Here is a 17,025-nt window from a genome sequence, read left to right on the forward strand (position 1 = left end):
GCGGCCAACCAGCCGCGGACCATCGCGGGCGGGACGATCGCCGAGGATTCCTTCCTGGTCACCAAGATCCTGATCGGGATCAATCTGGCCGTCTTTGTCGCGGTGCTGGCGCTCGGGGACCGCTTCGTCGACGAGCTGAGCCTGATCGGTCTGGCGTACAGCCCGCTGCTGGACCAGGTCGTGGGTCTTGCCGACGGTGAGTGGTACCGCCTGCTGACCTCGGTCTTCCTGCACCAGGACCTGTCCCATATCGCGTTCAACATGCTGGCCCTCTGGTTCCTGGGCCGGATGGTCGAACCGGCGCTGGGCCGGAGCCGCTTTCTCGCGGTCTATCTGCTCTCAGGGCTGGGCGGCGACGTCTTCGTCTATCTGCTGAGCGAGCCCAACCAGGCCACGATCGGCGCCTCCGGCGCGATCTTCGGTCTGGTGGGTGCCTTCGCCGTGCTGCTGCGGCGGATGAACCTCGACCTCCGGCCGGTGGGGCTGATCATCGCGATCAGTGTGGTGCTGACGGTGGTACGGCCGGGGGAGATCTCCTGGCAGGCCCATCTCGGCGGACTGCTGACGGGCGGGCTGCTCGCCCTGGCGATGGTCTACGCGCCCCGGGCGCACCGGAACGCGGTGCAGTGGGCCGCGGGTGCCGCGGTGCTGGTGGCGATCGTGGCGGCGCTGGCCGCCCGGACCGCTTTTCTCACCTGAGCCGGTCCGGCCCGGGCAGCGAGCCCGAGCCGCCCGTCCGACCCGGCTGCGGGTCGGGCTGTGGGCCGGGCCGGAGGGCGCGGCCGGCCTTCCGGGGATTCCGCCCGGCGGTGCGGCCGACCCGCTGGGTATTCGGCCGGACCGGGTATCCGGTTGGACCGCTGAGCAGGGTTTTCTCCCACACCCCGGATAGTTGTCCACAGCATGTGCCGGATCTTGTGCACGGTGTGGTAAAGCGAACCGCCCCTTGTCCCGGCCGGGCTGCTGCCCAGCGGGGACAAGGGGCGGAGGGTGGTCACCGGGATGGCGGACGCCGACTCGTGCAATCACACCGGCGTCAACATCCGGAAGGTTATCCACAGATCGTCTGACCTTTTCCCCACTGTGGACAACTTTGTGGAAAGGTCTGTGGATAACTTGATGGGTAACTTGTGGAAGTGGCCCTGGAGGGGCTACTTCCACTGGGTCGAGACGGCGAAGCCCGCCGCGATGAACCCGAAGCCCACCACGATGTTCCAGTTCCGGAGGTCCTCGATCGGCAGGCTGCCGTCGGTCACGTAGAACAGAACGATCCAGACAAGACCGATCAGAAACAGTGCAAGCATGACCGGTGCTACCCAGCTCCGGTTGGTCAGCTTGATGGTCGTCGCTTGCTTGCCCGCAGGCGGCGTGAAATCGGCCTTCTTGCGGATACGTGACTTCGGCACGAGGGACTCTCCTGTCGATGCGCTGCGTTACCGCGCAGGGAACGGTGGCTGGCGCCCGGTCCGGAGGAAGCGACGGGGACCACTGCCTCCCCCGGGCGTCCGTTAGCGTAGTGCTTCCGCGGCGCCTGGTGAGATAAGGGTACGCTGAGCAATTCTGCCGGTGGGCAGGGGCGCGGGGACAGGGGGCTGACCGGGATGTGGACGAACGGCGCGGCGTACGGGCCGCCGGGGCCTCCGCCCGTGATCACGTGATGGGGCCCCGCCGGGTCGTGCTGCGGTCGCTGACCGCCGCCGTCTTCGCCCTCGCCGGGCTGATCTTCGTCACCAGCTTCAACACCGCCAAGGGCACCAACCTCCGCACCGACGACTCCCTGCTGAAGCTCTCCGATCTGATCCAGCAGCGCAGCGACCGCAACGGCGAACTCGACGAGTCGACGGCCGAGCTGCGCGACGAGGTCGACTCGATGGCCCGCGGCGACGACGGGTACACCCGTGAGGAGGACGCCCGGCTCGGCGCGCTGAAGCGGGCCTCGGGCACCGAGAAAGCAGCGGGCCGGGCGCTGACCGTCACTCTCGACGACGCTCCGCCGAACGCCCGCGCGGCCCCCGGCTACCCCGAGCCCGGGGCCAATGACCTCGTTATCCACCAGCAGGACCTCCAGGCCGTCGTCAACGCTCTCTGGGCGGGCGGAGCCGAGGGCATCCAGGTCATGGACCAGCGGCTGATCTCCACCAGCGCGGTGCGCTGTGTGGGCAACACCCTGATCCTCCAGGGCCGGGTCTACTCGCCCCCGTACAAGATCACGGCGGTCGGCGACCAGGACGCGCTGCGCCGGGCGCTGGACCGCTCCCGGGCCGTCCAGAACTACCAGCTCTACGTCAAGGCGTACGGGCTCGGCTGGAAAGTGGACGAGCACGACACCGTGACTCTTCCGGGGTACTCCGGCACAGTGGACCTCCATTACGCGAAGCCTGTCGCCCCGTCGAGCTGAGCGGACCGGGCGGAGACCGGGCGGCCGGGCGCCGGAGCGGCCACTCACCCCTGGGGGTCCGCGGTGTCGGTGCGGCTGATCGTCCGCAGCCTGAGCGAGCTGTGCATCACGGCCGGCACGGTCGTCGTGCTGTTCACCGGCTATATCGTCCACTGGACCGGGGTGAAGGCCGCCGGGGCCACCGACGGGCAGATCGCCCAGCTCCAGCGGGAGTGGGCCCGTGGCACGGTCGAACCGCCCGGGCTCCCGGCCGCCCCCGGCGGCGCCTCCCCGGCACCGTCCACCACGGAAGCACCGGCCGCCGGGCCCGCGGAATCCACCGCTCCGGCGCCGGGACCCGGCTATCGGCCCGGTAGACCCTTCGCCGTGATGTACATCCCCCGCTTCGGCCGGGAGTGGGACTGGCCGGTGCTGGAGGGCACCGGGACCGGCACTCTGAAGAAGGGCCTCGGCCACTACCCCCGGACCGCCGCCCTCGGCCGGACCGGGAACTTCTCCGTGGCCGGCCACCGCCGTACGTACGGCGACCCCTTCAAGGACTTCCCGCGGCTGCGGCCCGGGGACGCGGTCGTCCTCACGGACGGTACGACCTGGTACACGTACCGGATCGCCGCAAAGCCCTACCGAACGGTCCCGACCGATATCGGAGTGGTCGATCCCGTTCCGGAGAAGTCACCTTTCGTACAACCGGGGCGCTATCTCACCCTGACCACCTGCGAGCCGGAGTGGGGCAGCAGCCACCGGCTGATCGCCTGGGCGCGGCTGGCCGCCACCCGCCCTGTGACGCACGGCAAACCGGAAGCTTTGCGCGGCTGACCCGCAGCTCCGCGCCGCCCCGTAATCTGGACCGGTACCGAAACGAAAGGGACGGCATGTACGGCTGGATCTGGCGGCATCTGCCGGGCAACGCGTGGGTGCGTGCCCTCATCTCGCTCGTCCTGGTCCTGGGAACCGTCTATCTGCTGTTCCAGTACGTCTTCCCATGGGCCGAGCCGCTGCTTCCGTTCAACGACGTCACGGTCGACGGAGCCGGGTCCGGAACCGGAACCGAAGGGACCGAGGGGGCCACCCGATGAGCGAGCGGCGCGCACGCATCCTGGTCGTCGACAACTACGACAGCTTCGTCTTCAACCTGGTCCAGTACCTGTACCAGCTCGGCGCGGAGTGCGAGGTCGTACGGAACGACGAAGTCGCGCTCTCCCACGCGCAGGACGGCTTCGACGGCGTACTGCTCTCTCCGGGCCCCGGCGCGCCCGAACAGGCCGGTGTCTGTATCGACATGGTCCGCCACTGCGCCGACACCGGCGTGCCCGTCTTCGGCGTCTGTCTGGGGATGCAGTCGATGGCCGTGGCGTACGGCGGAGTGGTCGACCGGGCTCCCGAGCTGCTGCACGGCAAGACATCGCCGGTCGTCCACGAGAGCAAGGGCGTCTTCGCCGGGCTCCCGTCGCCGTTCACCGCCACCCGCTACCACTCCCTGGCCGCCGAGCCCGCGGCGCTGCCGCCGGAGCTGGAGGTCACGGCCTGGACCGCGGACGGCATCATCATGGGGCTGCGCCACCGTGAACTGCCGGTCGAGGGAGTTCAGTTCCACCCCGAGTCGGTGCTCACCGAGCACGGGCATCTGATGCTCGCGAACTGGCTGGAGCAGTGCGGGGACACGGGGGCGATCGGCCGGTCGGCGGGGCTGGCGCCGGTGGTGGGCAAGGCCCTGGTGTGACCGGGCGGGAGCCGGACCGGGGGGAGGGGCTCTCGCCGTGGTTCACGGCCGGTGCCCGGGTGACCAGGGACGCCGCCGACCGGCAGCAGCCCGCCGGGGCCGCCGGACCGTCCGCCGCGGCCCCGCAGTACCAGGAACACCAACAGCAACAAGAGCAGCAGCAGTACGCGCCCGCTCAGCAGCCGTCCGGACCCCCGCAGCCTCAGCCGTACTCTCCGCGGCAGTCCGACCGGGAGCACCCGGGTGCCCCGGACCCGGCGCGGCCCGCGGCCCGGCCGCGGGCGCGTGACGCGGGGGACACCGCGGTCATGCCCGCGATCGGCGACGGGCCCGGTGCCGGCGCTGCCTCCGGTGTACGCGGCGCACCCGGGGGATTCCCGGATCCGGCGCCCGCCGAGCCGCTGCCGCCCGGCCCCGGCCGGGCCGAGCGCCGCCGGGCGGCCGCCGCGGCCGCGCGGAAGGGCCGGGGGCGCGGCCGCCGGCAGCCGTCCGCCGCGGAAGGACCGGCCGCCGGGGAGCCCGGCCGTCCGCTGACCCGGGTCGAGGCCCGCCGGGCCGCCAAAGCGGCCAAGGACAGCCCGGCGGTGATCGCCAGCCGCGCCATGGGCGAACTCTTCATCACCTGCGGTGTGGTGATGCTCCTCTTCGTCACCTACCAGCTGTGGTGGACCAATGTCCGCGCCGGGATGGAGGCGGGCAAGGAGAAGGAGCGCATCCAGCAGAGCTTCACGGACACCGCGCGCGACCCCGGGGCCTTCCGGCCCGGCGAGGGGTTCGCCATCATGTACATCCCCAAGCTGGACGTCGTCGTCCCGGTCGCCGAGGGCATCGACAAGAAGAAGGTCCTCGACCGCGGCATGGTCGGCCGCTATGCGGAAGGCCGCCTCAAGACGGCGATGCCGTCCGACCGTACGGGCAACTTCGGGGTCGCGGGCCACCGCAATACCCACGGCGAACCGTTCCGCTACATCAACCGCCTCAAGCCGGGCGATCCGATCGTCGTCGAGACCCGGGACGCTTACTACACCTACGAGATGGCGAGCATCCTGCCGCAGACCGCGCCGTCCAATGTCGCGGTCCTCGACCCGGTACCCCGTGGCTCGGGCTTCACCGGACCCGGCCGGTACATCACCCTCACCACCTGCACGCCCGAGTTCACCAGTACGTATCGCATGATCGTGTGGGGCAGGATGGTCGAGGAGCGGCCGCGCAGCAAGGGCAAACCCGACGCCCTCGTAGGGTAGTGCCGGACCAGCGGCCCGTCCGGGCCCCGTCCACCGCATCAGGGGCCACAAAGGAAACAGACGGGAACAGGTGCAGCAGTGTCACGTGCACGCAGCCGGATCGCCGGTGCCATCAGTGTCCTCGGGGAGCTGCTGATCACCGCGGGCGTGGTGCTCGGTCTCTTCGTCGTCTACTCGCTCTGGTGGACCAATGTGATCGCCGACCGCGAGGCGGCCCGCCAGGGCGGTGAGGTGCGCGACGGCTGGAAGGCGAACAACGCGCCGCGCGGCCTCGACACCAAGGACGGGATCGGCTTCCTCCATGTACCGGCCATGAAGAACGGCGAGGTGCTGGTGAAACGGGGCACCGACCCCGAGGAGCTGAACGACGGGATCGCCGGGTACTACACCAAGCCGGTCAAGTCGGCGCTGCCGTGGGACGCCAGGGGCAACTTCACCCTGGCCGCCCACCGGGACGGCCACGGGGCCAAGTTCCACAATATCCACAAGATCAGGACGGGCGATCCGATCGTCTTCGAGACCAAGGACACCTGGTACGTCTACAAGGTCTACAAGACGCTGCCGAAGACCTCCAAGTACAACGTGGACGTGCTGGACCCGGTGCCCGCGGAGTCCGGGAAGAAGAAGCCGGGCCGGTACATCACCCTCACCACCTGCACCCCGGTCCTCACCTCCGACTACCGCTATATCGTCTGGGGCGAGCTGGTGCGCGAGGTCAAGGTCGACCGGGACCGCACCAAGCCGGCCGAACTGCGCTGAAACGATCCGCGGACCGTACGTTCCGCGGCCGCCGGTGGGATACGGGGAGGGCCCCGGCACCCTGATGGGTGCCGGGGCCCTCCCCGTACTCCGTACGCTGCCGGTCACTCCGGCCCGGGGTCAGTCGCCGCCGTCGCTGCCGACGATGAGGCCGCCGCCGCCGTTGCCGCCGTTTCCACCGTTCCCGTTGCCGCCGCCGAAGTCCTGGGTCTGCACATTGACCTTGTCGCCCTGGTTCAGCGGGGTCCCGACCTGCGGGTCCTGCTGGACGATCCGCGCGTTGTTGCCCCGCGGGCCGTTGATGTCGCCCAGTTCGAGACCCTGCTGCTGAAGGGCCGCCCGGGCCTGCTCCACGGTCAGCGTCACCAGCATCGGCACCTGCGTCTGCTGCTGCTCCGGACCCTTGGAGACCTTCAGCTTCACGGTCGAGCCCTTGCCGGCCTTGCCGTTGCGCGGACTCTGGTCGACGATCTCGTTGACCGGCTTGTCCGAGTCGACCATCTCGACCTCGACCTTGAAGTCCAGGGTCTCCAGCTGCTGCTGGCCCTGGTTGAGCTGGCGCGTCACGACGTCCGGCACATCGACCCTGGCCTCACGGGCCACGGTGATGGTGACGGTCGAGTTCTTCTCGGCCTCGCTGTTGCCCTCGGGATCCTGGCTGATGACCTTGCCGGCCTCGACCTCTTCGGACTCGGCCGTCTTGACCTCGACCTTGAAGCCCTTGCGGGTCAGCGCCTCCCGGGCGGTCTCCTCGGACTTCTCGGTGACATCGGGCACTTCGATCTTCGGCGCGCCGGCGGAGACCACGACCTGGATGGTGTCGCCCTGGTCCATCTCCCCGGTCTCGGGAGTCTGGCTGCAGATCGTGCCCTTGGGCTGTTCACAGGGCTCGGTCGCGGTCTGGGCGATCTTGACCTTGGCGTTGTCCGCCAGGTTCTGGGCCTTCTCCATGGTCTGGCCCACCAGAACGGGGACCGGTACCTGGGTGGGGCCGCCGTTGTCGTTGTTGAAGACGGTGCGCCCGATCAGAATCGCGCCGACCAGCACCAGAATGGCCGCGACCGCCAGCAGTATGGTCGAGGTGTTCGACTTCTTCCCCCGGCCGCCACGGCGGTCGGGACGGTCGTCGTAGTGGCCGAAACCGCCGTCGTCGGGGTTCATCGGCGGCAGCATCGACGTCTGGGCGGCGGCCGGCTCGGCCTGCCGCAGCGCGGTCGTCGGCTGGTCCTGGGGACCGTAACCGCCGCCGTAGCCGACGGCGCCCAGCGCGGCCGTGGCGGCCACGGGCTGTCCGTCGAGGCAGGCCTCGATGTCCGCGCGCATTTCGTCGGCGGACTGGTAGCGGTAGTCCGGGTCCTTGACCAGGGCCCGCAGGACGATGGCGTCCATCTCGGGCGTGATCTCGGGGTCGAAGACGGACGGCGGCTGGGGCTCCTCCCGGACGTGCTGGTACGCCACGGCCACCGGCGAGTCGCCGATGAACGGCGGCCGTACGGCCAGCAGCTCGTACAGCAGGCAGCCGGTGGAGTAGAGGTCGGAGCGGGCGTCGACCTGCTCGCCCTTGGCCTGCTCGGGGGAGAGGTACTGCGCGGTGCCGATGACGGCCGCGGTCTGGGTCATCGTCATCCCCGCGTCGCCCATGGCGCGCGCGATGCCGAAGTCCATCACCTTGACCTGGCCGCTCCGGTTCAGCATGACGTTCGCGGGCTTGATGTCCCGGTGGACGATGCCGTTCCGGTGGGAGTACTCCAGCGCCTGGAGAATCCCGGTCGTCATCTCCAGCGTGCGCTCGGGCAGCAGCCTGCGCCCGGAGTGCAGCAGCTCACGGAGGGTGGAGCCGTCGACGTACTCCATGACGATGTACGGGATCGACACCCCGTCGACATAGTCCTCGCCCGTGTCGTACACGGCGACGATCGCCGGGTGGTTGAGGGAGGCGGCGGACTGGGCCTCACGGCGGAACCGGGCCTGGAAGGACGGGTCACGGGCGAGATCCGCCCGGAGCGTCTTCACGGCGACAGTGCGGCCGAGCCGGGTGTCGTGGGCGAGGTAGACCTCGGCCATGCCACCACGGCCGAGCACCGAGCCCAGTTCGTACCGGCCGCCGAGGCGACGCGGCTCTTCCATACTGTTCCAGCCCTCTCCGTCAGTCCCCACCGCACTCGCTTGGCTGCCGCACCCGTGTCACCGGTCCGGCGGATGTGCCGCTCCGGCATACGCTACCGGGCCCATACCACCCGATCGGCCCGCTGCCGCCACCTGATACCCGACCGGTATCGCAATGTGCAGGTATCGGGGCCGGACGTGAGATGCGTCACCGGTTGGTGTCCAGCACCGCCTTCATCACGTCCTTGGCGATCGGCGCGGCCAGACCACCACCGGAGATGTCCTCCCGGCTGGCGGAGCTGTCCTCGACGACCACGGCGACCGCGACCGGGGAACCTTCGTCGGTCATGGCGTACGAGATGAACCAGGCGTAGGGGCGCTTGGAATTCTTCTCACCGTGCTGGGCGGTACCGGTCTTGCCGCCGACCTTGACGCCGCCGCCGATCGCCGCCTTCTTGCCGCCGCCGTTCTCGACGACGTTCTCCATCATGTCCCGCACCAGCTGGGCGTTCTCGGAGGAGAGCGGGCGGCTCATCTCCTGCGGCTTGGTCTGGGAGATCACATCGAGATTCGGCGCCACCAGCTGGTCGACCATGTACGGCTTCATCAGCTTGCCGTCGTTGGCGATCGCCGCCGCCACCATCGCCATCTGGAGCGGGGTGGTCGCGGTGTCGAACTGGCCGATGGAGGAGAGCGCGTTGCCCGGCCGGTCCATGGTCTCGTTGTAGCGCGACCCGGCCGCACGGACCGGGATGTCCAGCTCGTCGTTGTTGAAGCCGAACTTCTTCACCGTCTCCAGCATCTTGTCCCTGCCGACCTCGTCACCGAGCTTGGCGAAGACCGAGTTGCAGGAGATCTGGAGGGCGAACTTCAGGGTCGCGTCCTCGCAGCCCCGGACCATGTTCTTCATCTGCGTCCGGGTGTTGGGCAGGATGTACGGCTCTTCGGTCTCGGTCTTGGCGTTGATGTCCTCGACCTTGCCGTGCTCCAGCGCCGCCGCCGCGGTGACCACCTTGAACACCGAACCGGGCGGGTAGACCTCCCGCAGCGCCCGGTTCAGCATCGGCTTCTCCTTGTTGTCCTTCGAGGAGAGCGTGGCCCAGGCCTTCTCGTCCGCCGCGGCGCTGCCGGCGAAGGCGGCGGGGTTGTACGACGGGGTGGAGGCGAGCGCCAGGACCTTGCCGGTCTTGGGGTCGAGCGCGGCGACCGCGCCCTTCTTGGAGCCGAGCCCCTCGAAGGCGGCTTTCTGCGCCGCCCCGTTCAGGGTCGTGACGACATTGCCGCCCTTCTTCTTGTCGCCGGTGAACATGGCCATCGTGCGGTCGAAGAAGAGCTGGTCGGAGTTGCCGGTGAGGATGCCGTCCTCCAGCTTCTCCAGCTGGTTGGCGCCGAACACCTGCGATGCGTAGCCGGTCACCGGGGCCCACATGGGCCCGTTGACATAGGTCCGCTTGTACGCGAAGTCCGCGCTGTCCGTCTTGACGGAGCCGGTGATGGGCTTGCCGTCGACGATGATGTTGCCGCGCTCGTTGGCGTACCGCTCGATCAGCACCCGGCGGTTCTTGTCGTGCGTGTTGAGATTCTCCGCCTCGACGTACTGGAGCCAGTTGGACCGGACGAGCAGGGCGAGGACGAGCAGTCCGCAGAAGACGGCGATCCGGCGCAGGGGTTTGTTCACGGTCGGACCACCTGGGTCATCTCGGCGTCGGGGGAGGGAGCGGGCGCGGGGGCCGGGCGGCGCGCGGTATCGCTGATCCGGATCAGAATGGCGATCAGCGCCCAGTTGGCGATCACGGAGGAGCCGCCGGCCGCGACGAACGGCATCGTCATACCGGTCAGCGGGATCAGGCCCATCACACCGCCGGCGACCACGAAGACCTGGATGGCGAAGGCGCCGGAGAGGCCGACCGCCAGCAGCTTGCCGAAGGGGTCGCGGGCGGCCAGCGCCGTACGGATACCGCGTTCCACGATCAGCCCGTAGATCATCAGGAACGCCATCATCCCGGCGAGGCCGAACTCCTCGCCGACGGTCGAGAGGATGAAGTCGGAGTTGGCTGCGAAGCCGATCAGATCCGAATTGCCCTGACCCAGGCCGGTGCCGAGGGTGCCGCCGGCCCCGAAGGACATGATCGCGTTGGAGACCTGCTCGCAGGCGCCGCTGGTCTCGAAGCAGCCGAAGGGGTCCAGCCAGGCGTCGACCCGGGCGCCGACGTGCGGCGAGATGGATGCCACGCCGACCGCGCCGGCCGCGGACATCAGCAGACCGAAGACGATCCAGCTGGTCCGCTCCGTGGCCACGTAAAGCATGATCACGAACATGCCGAAGAACAGCAGGGAGGTGCCGAGGTCGGTCTCGAAGACCAGGATCAGGATCGACATCGCCCAGACCACGAGGATCGGGCCCAGGTCGCGGCCGCGCGGCAGATAGAGACCGAGGAACCGCCGGCTGGCCAGGGCCAGGGCGTCCCGCTTCACCATCAGATAGCCGGAGAAGAAGACCGCGATGATGATCTTCGCGAACTCGCCGGGCTGGATGTTGATCGGGCCGAGGCTGATCCAGATCCGGGCGCCGTTACGGGCCGGGAAGAACATCGGCAGCATCAGCAGCACCAGGGCCACGGCCATCGAGATGTACGTGTACCGCTGGAGGATGCGGTGGTCCTTCAGCAGCAGCAGCACCCCGACGAAGAGCGCGATCCCGATCGCCGAGTACATCATCTGCTTGGGGGCGTCCGGGGAGAACGAGCCCCAGGCCGCCTCGGCCCGCTGGATCAGCCGCTTGGACTGGTCCAGCCGCCAGATCATCACCAGCCCCAGCCCGTTGAGGACCACGGCCAGCGGCAGCAGCAGGGGATCGGCGTACTTGGCGAACTTGCGCACCACCAGATGGGCGACGGCCGCCAGCAGGGTGATCCCCGCGGTGTAGCCGAAGACGCCCGCGGGCAGCTTGCCGTCGAGGGCGAGCCCCACGTTGACGTACGCGAAGACCGCGATGGCCACCGCGATCCCGAGCAGCATCAGCTCGGTGTTGCGGCGGCTCGGCGCGTCGATCGCGCCGATCGTGGTGGTGTTGGTGACAACGCTCATGGTCGAGAAGGCCCCCTACGGCTGAGTTACTGCTTTCCGCAGTTCGAGGCCAGCTTCTGCTCCTCCTCCGAGAGGGTGGGACCCGGAGCGGGAGAAGTGGTGGTCGGCGGCTTTTCGGTGGTCTTGCTGTCGCCCTTCGGGGGCTTGTTCTTCGCGGCCGCGGCGGCCTTCGCCGCCTCCTGCCTGGCGAGTTCGACCGCCTTGCTGCGCTCTTCGTCCTTCCGGCAGGCGGTCGCCTGGACGGAGAGCTCGGAGATCTTCGCCCGGGCCCGGCCCAGGCTGTCCTGGGCGATGGTGCCCTCGACCTGCTTCTGCTGGTAGGCCGGTAGGTACTTGAGTTCGATCTCGGGGTGGTCGGTCTTCACCTTCGAGAGCGAGATCCAGCCCAGGTCCTGGTCGATGCCCTGGTAGAGGGCGACATGACCGTCCTTGGTGCCGACGTAGTACTGCGTCTGCGTCCAGCGGTAGCCGCCGTAGAGCGCGCCGCCCACCACCGCGAGCGCCAGGGCGGTGCCCAGCGTGCGGGTCAGCCACTTGCGGCCCGCCGAACGCTGCTTCTCGTCCAGCGGGTCGTAGGCGTATCCGCCGTCGTACGCGTCCTGGCTGCCGTCGGGGGCGCTGCCCCGGTAGCCGCCGTTCCCGCCGGCCGGGCCGAAGCCGCCCGCCGGGGGGGCCGGGCGGCCCAGGCCGGACGCGCGGCCCGCCGGGGTCTGCATGGCGCCGCCGTCGTTCAGCGGGTACTGGTTCTCGGCGACCGCGCCGACGACCACCGGGGTGTCGCTCAGCCGGCCCGCGAGCCCGTCGTCGGCCTCGGTGTCGAGGACGTCCGCGACGATGCAGGTGATGTTGTCCGGTCCGCCGCCGCGGAGCGCCAGCTGGATCAGGTTCTGGATGGTCTCCTGGGGACCCTGGTAGCCCGCGAGGGTGTCCTCCAGGGTCTGGTGGGACACCACGCCCGACAGTCCGTCGGAGCAGACCAGATAGCGGTCGCCGGCCCGCACCTCGCGGATCGACAGGTCCGGCTCGACATGGTCGCCGCTGCCCAGCGCGCGCATCAGCAGCGAGCGCTGCGGATGGGTGGTGGCTTCCTCCTCGGTGATCCGGCCCTCGTCGACCAGCCGCTGGACCCAGGTGTGGTCCTGGGTGATCTGGGTGAGCACACCGTCGCGCAGCAGATATGCGCGGGAGTCGCCGACATGCACCAGACCGAGCCGCTGGCCGGTCCAGAGCAGGGCGGTCAGGGTGGTGCCCATGCCTTCGAGCTGGGGGTCCTCCTCGACCATGACGCGCAGCTGCTCGTTGGCGCGCTGCACCGCCGTGCCGAGGGCGGTGATGATGTCGGAGCCGGGGACGTCGTCGTCCAGCCCGACGAGGGAGGAGATGACCTCGGAGGAGGCGACCTCGCCGGCCGCCTGGCCGCCCATGCCGTCGGCGATCGCGAGCAGCCGGGGACCGGCGTAGCCGGAGTCCTCGTTGCCCTCGCGGATCATGCCCTTGTGGGATCCGGCGGCGAAGTGCAGAGACAGACTCATACGCACCTGCCCCGGTGAACCTGGATCGGGGTACAGCCGGTCTCTCGCCACACTGCCCACCCTCCGGTCGGGAGCCCGTGCCCGCCCCGGTCCGCCGAGGGGTCCGCGGCTCGCTCGCTCCGCTCGCGCGATGTCATTGGTCCTACTACTTCCGCAGCTCGATGACGGTCTTGCCGATACGGATCGGCGCGCCCGGCGGAATCGGGGTCGGGGTGGTGAGACGGGTCCGGTCGAGATAGGTGCCGTTGGTGGACCCGAGGTCCTCGACGATCCACTGGCCGTCACGGTCCGGGTAGATCCTGGCATGCCGGCTCGACGCGTAGTCGTCGTCCAGCACGATCGTGGAATCGTGCGCCCGGCCGAGGGTGATCGTCTGGCCCTGGAGGGCGACGGTCGTCCCGGTGAGGGTGCCCTCGGTGACGATCAGCTTGGTCGGGGCGCCGCGCCGCTGGCGGCCGCCGGATGCCGGCTGCTGCTGGCGCTGCGGCGGTGGGGCCGCCGCGGCCTGGCGCTGCTGGGGCCGCGGTTCGGCGCCGCGGCGCGCACCGCGCTGGGTGACCCGCGTACCGAAGAGGTCACTGCGGATGACCTGTACGGCCACGATGACGAACAGCCACAGAACGGCCAGGAAACCCAGCCGCATGACCGTCAGGGTCAGCTCTGACATTGCCCCCGCTTCACCCTTCGGCTTGCCGGTAAACGATGGTGGTGCTGCCCACGACGATCCGCGAGCCGTCGCGGAGCGTAGCGCGGGTGGTGTGCTGCCCGTCCACCACGATGCCGTTGGTGGACCCGAGATCCTGGATCGTCGGGGGCGTTCCGGTCCGGATCTCACAGTGCCGGCGGGAGACGCCGGGGTCGTCGATCCGCACATCGGCGTCGGTGCTGCGGCCCAGCACCAGCGTCGCGCGGGAGATCTGGTGGCGGGTGCCGTTGATCTCGACCCAGCATCTGGCCTGGGCTCCCGGCAGCGGGCCGGGTCCGCCCGGCCGGCGGTCGGAGCCCACGGCCGCGAGGCCGGGGCGCCCGCCGCCCGGAGGCGGCGCGGACGGCATCGGAGGGGCGCCGGGCGGGCCGCCCGCGGGCCCGGCGGAGCGGGGCGGATAGCCCGCGGCACCCCGGTCCGGGCCGCCGCCCGACGACTGCGACGTGCTCGACGCCAGGGTGCGGCTGCGCACCCGGTAGAGCCCGGTGTCGAGGTCGTCGGCCTTCTCCAGATGGACCTTGATGGGGCCCATGAAGGTGTAGCGCTGCTGCTTGGCGTAGTCCCGCACCAGACCCGCCAGCTCGTCGCCGAGCTGCCCCGAGTACGGGCTCAGCCGCTCGTAGTCGGGGGTGCTCAGTTCGACGATGAAGTCATTGGGTACGACCGTGCGGTCGCGGTTCCAGATCGTGGCGTTGTTGTCGCACTCGCGCTGGAGCGCACCGGCGATCTCCACGGGCTGGACCTCGGACTTGAACACCTTGGCGAAGGTGCCGTTGACCAGACCTTCGAGACGCTGCTCGAAACGCTTCAGAACTCCCATCGGGCACCTCCTCCGGCGCTGCCGTCCTCATACTGCTTACTGATCGTATCCACGCGTCGGGAAATCGGCTGGTTCCCCTTGTCTGCCCCGTCTATGAGTGTCACCTCTCACACGGATCGTAGAGGCGGCTCGATGCCAGTGTCCCGCACCCGGGGGAGACCGTGCGGGAGCGGGGCGAACGCCCGCCCCGGAGCACCGTCCGGCGGCCCGGTCCCCGGCGGCTCCGGTGTCCGGCTCCGGGCCCCGGGGGTTCCTTCCGCTTGGACGTCGGGGCGGTGTCCCGGGGCGGCCGGGGCGGGGCCGGTGCCCGCGGTGTCCTCCACCGGGCTCGTGCCCCGTTCCCGGCCCCGCATTCCCGGGACGGCGGCGGGGCCCTGCCCGGGTGCTGTTTCCGGCCGGGTTCCGGGCACGCTCCGGTGCCGTCCCGGGCCGGGCCCGGCGGCGCCGGAAAGGAGTGTGAAGACACCCTCTCCAGCGTGCTAATCTTCTGATGTCGCCAGGCGGACGCACCGGAAGGAGCCGAAGCCGAACGGCAACACCCAATGCGCGGGTGGCGGAATAGGCAGACGCGCTGGATTCAGGTTCCAGTGCCCGAAAGGGCGTGGGGGTTCAACTCCCCCCTCGCGCACAACGACGAAACGGTCGTCATCGGATCCCGGTGGCGGCCGTTTCGCTTTGCCGTACCTCTTTCTCTCTTTCCCGGGCTTTCCCGTGCTGCCGGTTTCCTCCGCGCCTCCCGGCGCGGGGCCCCGTCTTCCTTCCGGTTCCGGCTGCCCGGCGGTTCTGCCCCGCCCGCGGTTCCGGCCTCCCCACGGCGACGTTCGTCGCTGCCGGGCGGGACGAAAGTGGGACTCCGGTCGCGATGGCGGATGCCTAGGGTGCCCTGGTGGAGGTGGCGATGAAGGACTGGGCGGGACGGCTGCGGCAGGGCTGGGACTGGTTGATGGCGCCTGATCCGTGGTCCCGCCGCTCGCCCTGGAAAGAGACGGGATACGCACTGCTCATAGCGGTGACGGCCACCGCGGCCGGGCTGCTGCTGAGCGAGCTGTCGCTGCTCGGGGCGGTCTTCTTCTGGCTCGGTGCCGTATCGCTGGTGCTGTTGAGGCGGCGGTATCCCGCCACTGTGTTCCTGGTCACGAGCGCCTGTGCCGGGCCGCTGGCCGCCGGGGTCTTCGTTCTGATGCCGATGGCCTGGTCGGCCGGGCGCCGGATCGAGTCGTCCGGCCGGGCGCTGGCCGCGTTCGTCGGCTCGTATGTGCTGATCAGTGTCACCGGGCTGCTGCTGGGCGGCGAAACCGGACTGTCGACGGCCTGGGGCATGGCGCTGAGTGCCCTGCTCCATCTCGCCCTGGTCATCGTGCCGGGGCTCGCGGGCCGCTATCTCGCCCAGCGGCAGACGCTGCTGAACACGCTCCGGGAGCGCAATGCCCAGCTGCTCCGGGAGAGCCGGATGGCGGCGGGCCAGGCCCGGCTGCTGGAGCGGCAGCGGATCGCCCAGGACATGCACGACAGCCTCGGGCACCAGCTGGCGCTGATCGCCGTGCACACGGGGGCGCTGGAGGTGGATCCCGAGCTGACCGGCAGGCAGCGGGAGGCCGTGGGGGTGCTGCGGCAGGCGTCCGTGGGGGCGATGCACGAGCTGCGGGAGGTCGTGGGCATTCTGCGGCAGGACGAGGTGCCAGAAACGGTGCCCGCCGACGAGTCGGGGCGGGCCGTACGGGGCACGGCCGGGGTGGCGGCGCTGGCGGCGGCCGCCCGGGGCGCGGGCCGGGACGTCGCCCTGCGGCACACCGGGGAGCAGCGCCCGCTGGCCGCCGCGGCGGATCACGCGGCGTACCGGATCGTCCAGGAGGCGCTCACCAACGCGTACAAGCACGCGCCGGGCGCGGCGATCGTGGTGGAGCTGCGCTACGAGCCCGATTCGCTGGTGGTGGAGATCGTCAACGGCCCGGCGGAGCCGGGGCGGGCGGGGGACGCCGTCAGCGGTGGACAGGGCCTGACCGGGCTGCGGGAACGGGCCCGGCTGGTCGGCGGGATCGTCCATGCCGGGGCCGTGGACGGCGGTGGCTTCCGGGTGGCCGGGGTGCTGCCGTACGGCACGGGGGAGAAGGCGCCTTTCGTCGCCCCCGGGGACGACTTTCCGCGGCAGCCCGTACCCGCCTCTCCGGGCGACGGTGTTCCGGCGATGAACTGGAGCGTGTCGGGACAGGAGCCGGTGATGAACGAGATGTACGGGGCCGGGGGCGGGCGCCGGAGCACGATGGGCGGGGTCGGGCTGGGGTGCGGTATCGCGGTGGGGCTGGTGCTGTTGATCGGGGCCGCGGTCGGGGTCGGCGGGTATTTCCTGGTCAAGTCGGCCGGAGACAACCTGGTGAGCAAGAAGCGGTACGACGCGATCGAGATAGGTACGGCCGAGCAGGACGTACGGAAGGAGATGCCGTCCGGGGACTCCTTCTGGTCTTCCGGGGTGGGCGATGCCACGGGTCATCCCCGGCAGCCCGCGGACTCCGACTGTCTGGTGGTGATGTCGGAGGAGGCGGGCAGCACCTTCAAGAAGGAGCCGGTTTTCCGGTTCTGCTTCCGGGACGGCAAGCTGGTCGAGAAGACGTCGTACGAGGTGGAGATGGACTTCTGAGGGTCCTGCGGGCGCACA

At 70.0% G+C, this 17,025-nt stretch carries 15 protein-coding genes and 1 tRNA gene; 9 read left to right on the plus strand and 7 right to left on the minus strand.

The window, feature by feature from the left end:
* Window positions 1-699, plus strand: a 699-nt coding sequence (locus ACWDR0_RS02120) for a rhomboid family intramembrane serine protease (RefSeq protein WP_456349675.1), incomplete at its 5' end; no start/stop codon positions are given.
* Window positions 700-1,151: 452 nt separating this feature from the next.
* On the opposite strand, the gene crgA is transcribed toward ACWDR0_RS02120, so the two are convergent.
* The gene (crgA, locus tag ACWDR0_RS02125; protein WP_456349676.1) at window positions 1,152-1,406 is read right to left on the minus strand and encodes a cell division protein CrgA; all 255 of its coding nucleotides are present in this window, start codon (window positions 1,404-1,406) and stop codon (window positions 1,152-1,154) included.
* 251 nt (window positions 1,407-1,657) lie between these two features.
* Between crgA and ACWDR0_RS02130 the strand changes: the two genes are divergently transcribed.
* The 6 genes from ACWDR0_RS02130 to ACWDR0_RS02155 all read left to right on the plus strand — a co-directional run bounded on the left by ACWDR0_RS02130 (window position 1,658) and on the right by ACWDR0_RS02155 (window position 6,121).
* Window positions 1,658-2,398, plus strand: a complete 741-nt coding sequence (locus tag ACWDR0_RS02130; RefSeq protein ID WP_456349851.1) for a DUF881 domain-containing protein — start codon at window positions 1,658-1,660, stop codon at window positions 2,396-2,398.
* Between the two features lie 63 nt (window positions 2,399-2,461).
* The gene (locus ACWDR0_RS02135; protein ID WP_456349677.1) at window positions 2,462-3,214 is read left to right on the plus strand and encodes a class E sortase; all 753 of its coding nucleotides are present in this window, start codon (window positions 2,462-2,464) and stop codon (window positions 3,212-3,214) included.
* 56 nt (window positions 3,215-3,270) lie between these two features.
* Window positions 3,271-3,474, plus strand: coding sequence for a hypothetical protein (locus ACWDR0_RS02140; RefSeq protein WP_456349678.1), 204 nt, complete (start codon window positions 3,271-3,273; stop codon window positions 3,472-3,474).
* Entirely contained in the window at window positions 3,471-4,118 is a 648-nt protein-coding gene (locus ACWDR0_RS02145; protein ID WP_456349679.1) for an aminodeoxychorismate/anthranilate synthase component II, read from the plus strand. The genes ACWDR0_RS02140 and ACWDR0_RS02145 overlap by 4 nt, the downstream gene beginning before the upstream one ends.
* The gene (locus ACWDR0_RS02150) at window positions 4,115-5,362 is read left to right on the plus strand and encodes a class E sortase (protein WP_456349680.1); all 1,248 of its coding nucleotides are present in this window, start codon (window positions 4,115-4,117) and stop codon (window positions 5,360-5,362) included. The genes ACWDR0_RS02145 and ACWDR0_RS02150 overlap by 4 nt, the downstream gene beginning before the upstream one ends.
* Before the next feature lie 78 nt (window positions 5,363-5,440).
* A complete protein-coding gene (locus ACWDR0_RS02155; protein ID WP_456349681.1) occupies window positions 5,441-6,121 on the plus strand; it encodes a class E sortase in 681 nt (226 codons plus the stop codon).
* 120 nt (window positions 6,122-6,241) lie between these two features.
* Here ACWDR0_RS02155 and pknB read toward each other — a convergent pair whose 3' ends face one another.
* The 6 genes from pknB to ACWDR0_RS02185 form a co-directional block, all read right to left on the minus strand.
* Window positions 6,242-8,248: a Stk1 family PASTA domain-containing Ser/Thr kinase gene (gene pknB / locus ACWDR0_RS02160; RefSeq protein ID WP_456349682.1), complete on the minus strand. Its 2,007-nt coding sequence runs from the start codon at window positions 8,246-8,248 to the stop codon at window positions 6,242-6,244.
* Between the two features lie 187 nt (window positions 8,249-8,435).
* A complete protein-coding gene (locus ACWDR0_RS02165) occupies window positions 8,436-9,905 on the minus strand; it encodes a penicillin-binding transpeptidase domain-containing protein (protein ID WP_456349683.1) in 1,470 nt (489 codons plus the stop codon).
* Window positions 9,902-11,314 (minus strand): FtsW/RodA/SpoVE family cell cycle protein, encoded by a 1,413-nt coding sequence (locus tag ACWDR0_RS02170; RefSeq protein ID WP_456349684.1) that lies wholly within the window; start codon window positions 11,312-11,314, stop codon window positions 9,902-9,904. The genes ACWDR0_RS02165 and ACWDR0_RS02170 overlap by 4 nt, the downstream gene beginning before the upstream one ends.
* 26 nt (window positions 11,315-11,340) lie before the next feature.
* Window positions 11,341-12,846 carry a PP2C family protein-serine/threonine phosphatase gene (locus ACWDR0_RS02175; RefSeq protein WP_456349685.1) on the minus strand — a complete coding sequence of 502 codons (1,506 nt, stop codon included), beginning with the start codon at window positions 12,844-12,846 and terminating at the stop codon, window positions 11,341-11,343.
* A 145-nt stretch (window positions 12,847-12,991) separates the two neighbouring features.
* Entirely contained in the window at window positions 12,992-13,513 is a 522-nt protein-coding gene (locus tag ACWDR0_RS02180; RefSeq protein WP_456349686.1) for an FHA domain-containing protein FhaB/FipA, read from the minus strand.
* Between the two features lie 10 nt (window positions 13,514-13,523).
* A complete protein-coding gene (locus ACWDR0_RS02185; protein WP_456349687.1) occupies window positions 13,524-14,372 on the minus strand; it encodes an FhaA domain-containing protein in 849 nt (282 codons plus the stop codon).
* A 544-nt stretch (window positions 14,373-14,916) separates the two neighbouring features.
* Between ACWDR0_RS02185 and ACWDR0_RS02190 the strand changes: the two genes are divergently transcribed.
* Together ACWDR0_RS02190 and ACWDR0_RS02195 are read left to right on the plus strand one after the other, a co-directional pair.
* Window positions 14,917-15,000 (plus strand) — tRNA-Leu (locus ACWDR0_RS02190).
* A gap of 270 nt (window positions 15,001-15,270) precedes the next feature.
* Window positions 15,271-17,007 (plus strand): sensor histidine kinase, encoded by a 1,737-nt coding sequence (locus ACWDR0_RS02195; RefSeq protein WP_456349852.1) that lies wholly within the window; start codon window positions 15,271-15,273, stop codon window positions 17,005-17,007.
* Window positions 17,008-17,025: the final 18 nt, after the last annotated feature.

The organism is Streptomyces sp. NPDC003691, assembly GCF_053981115.1.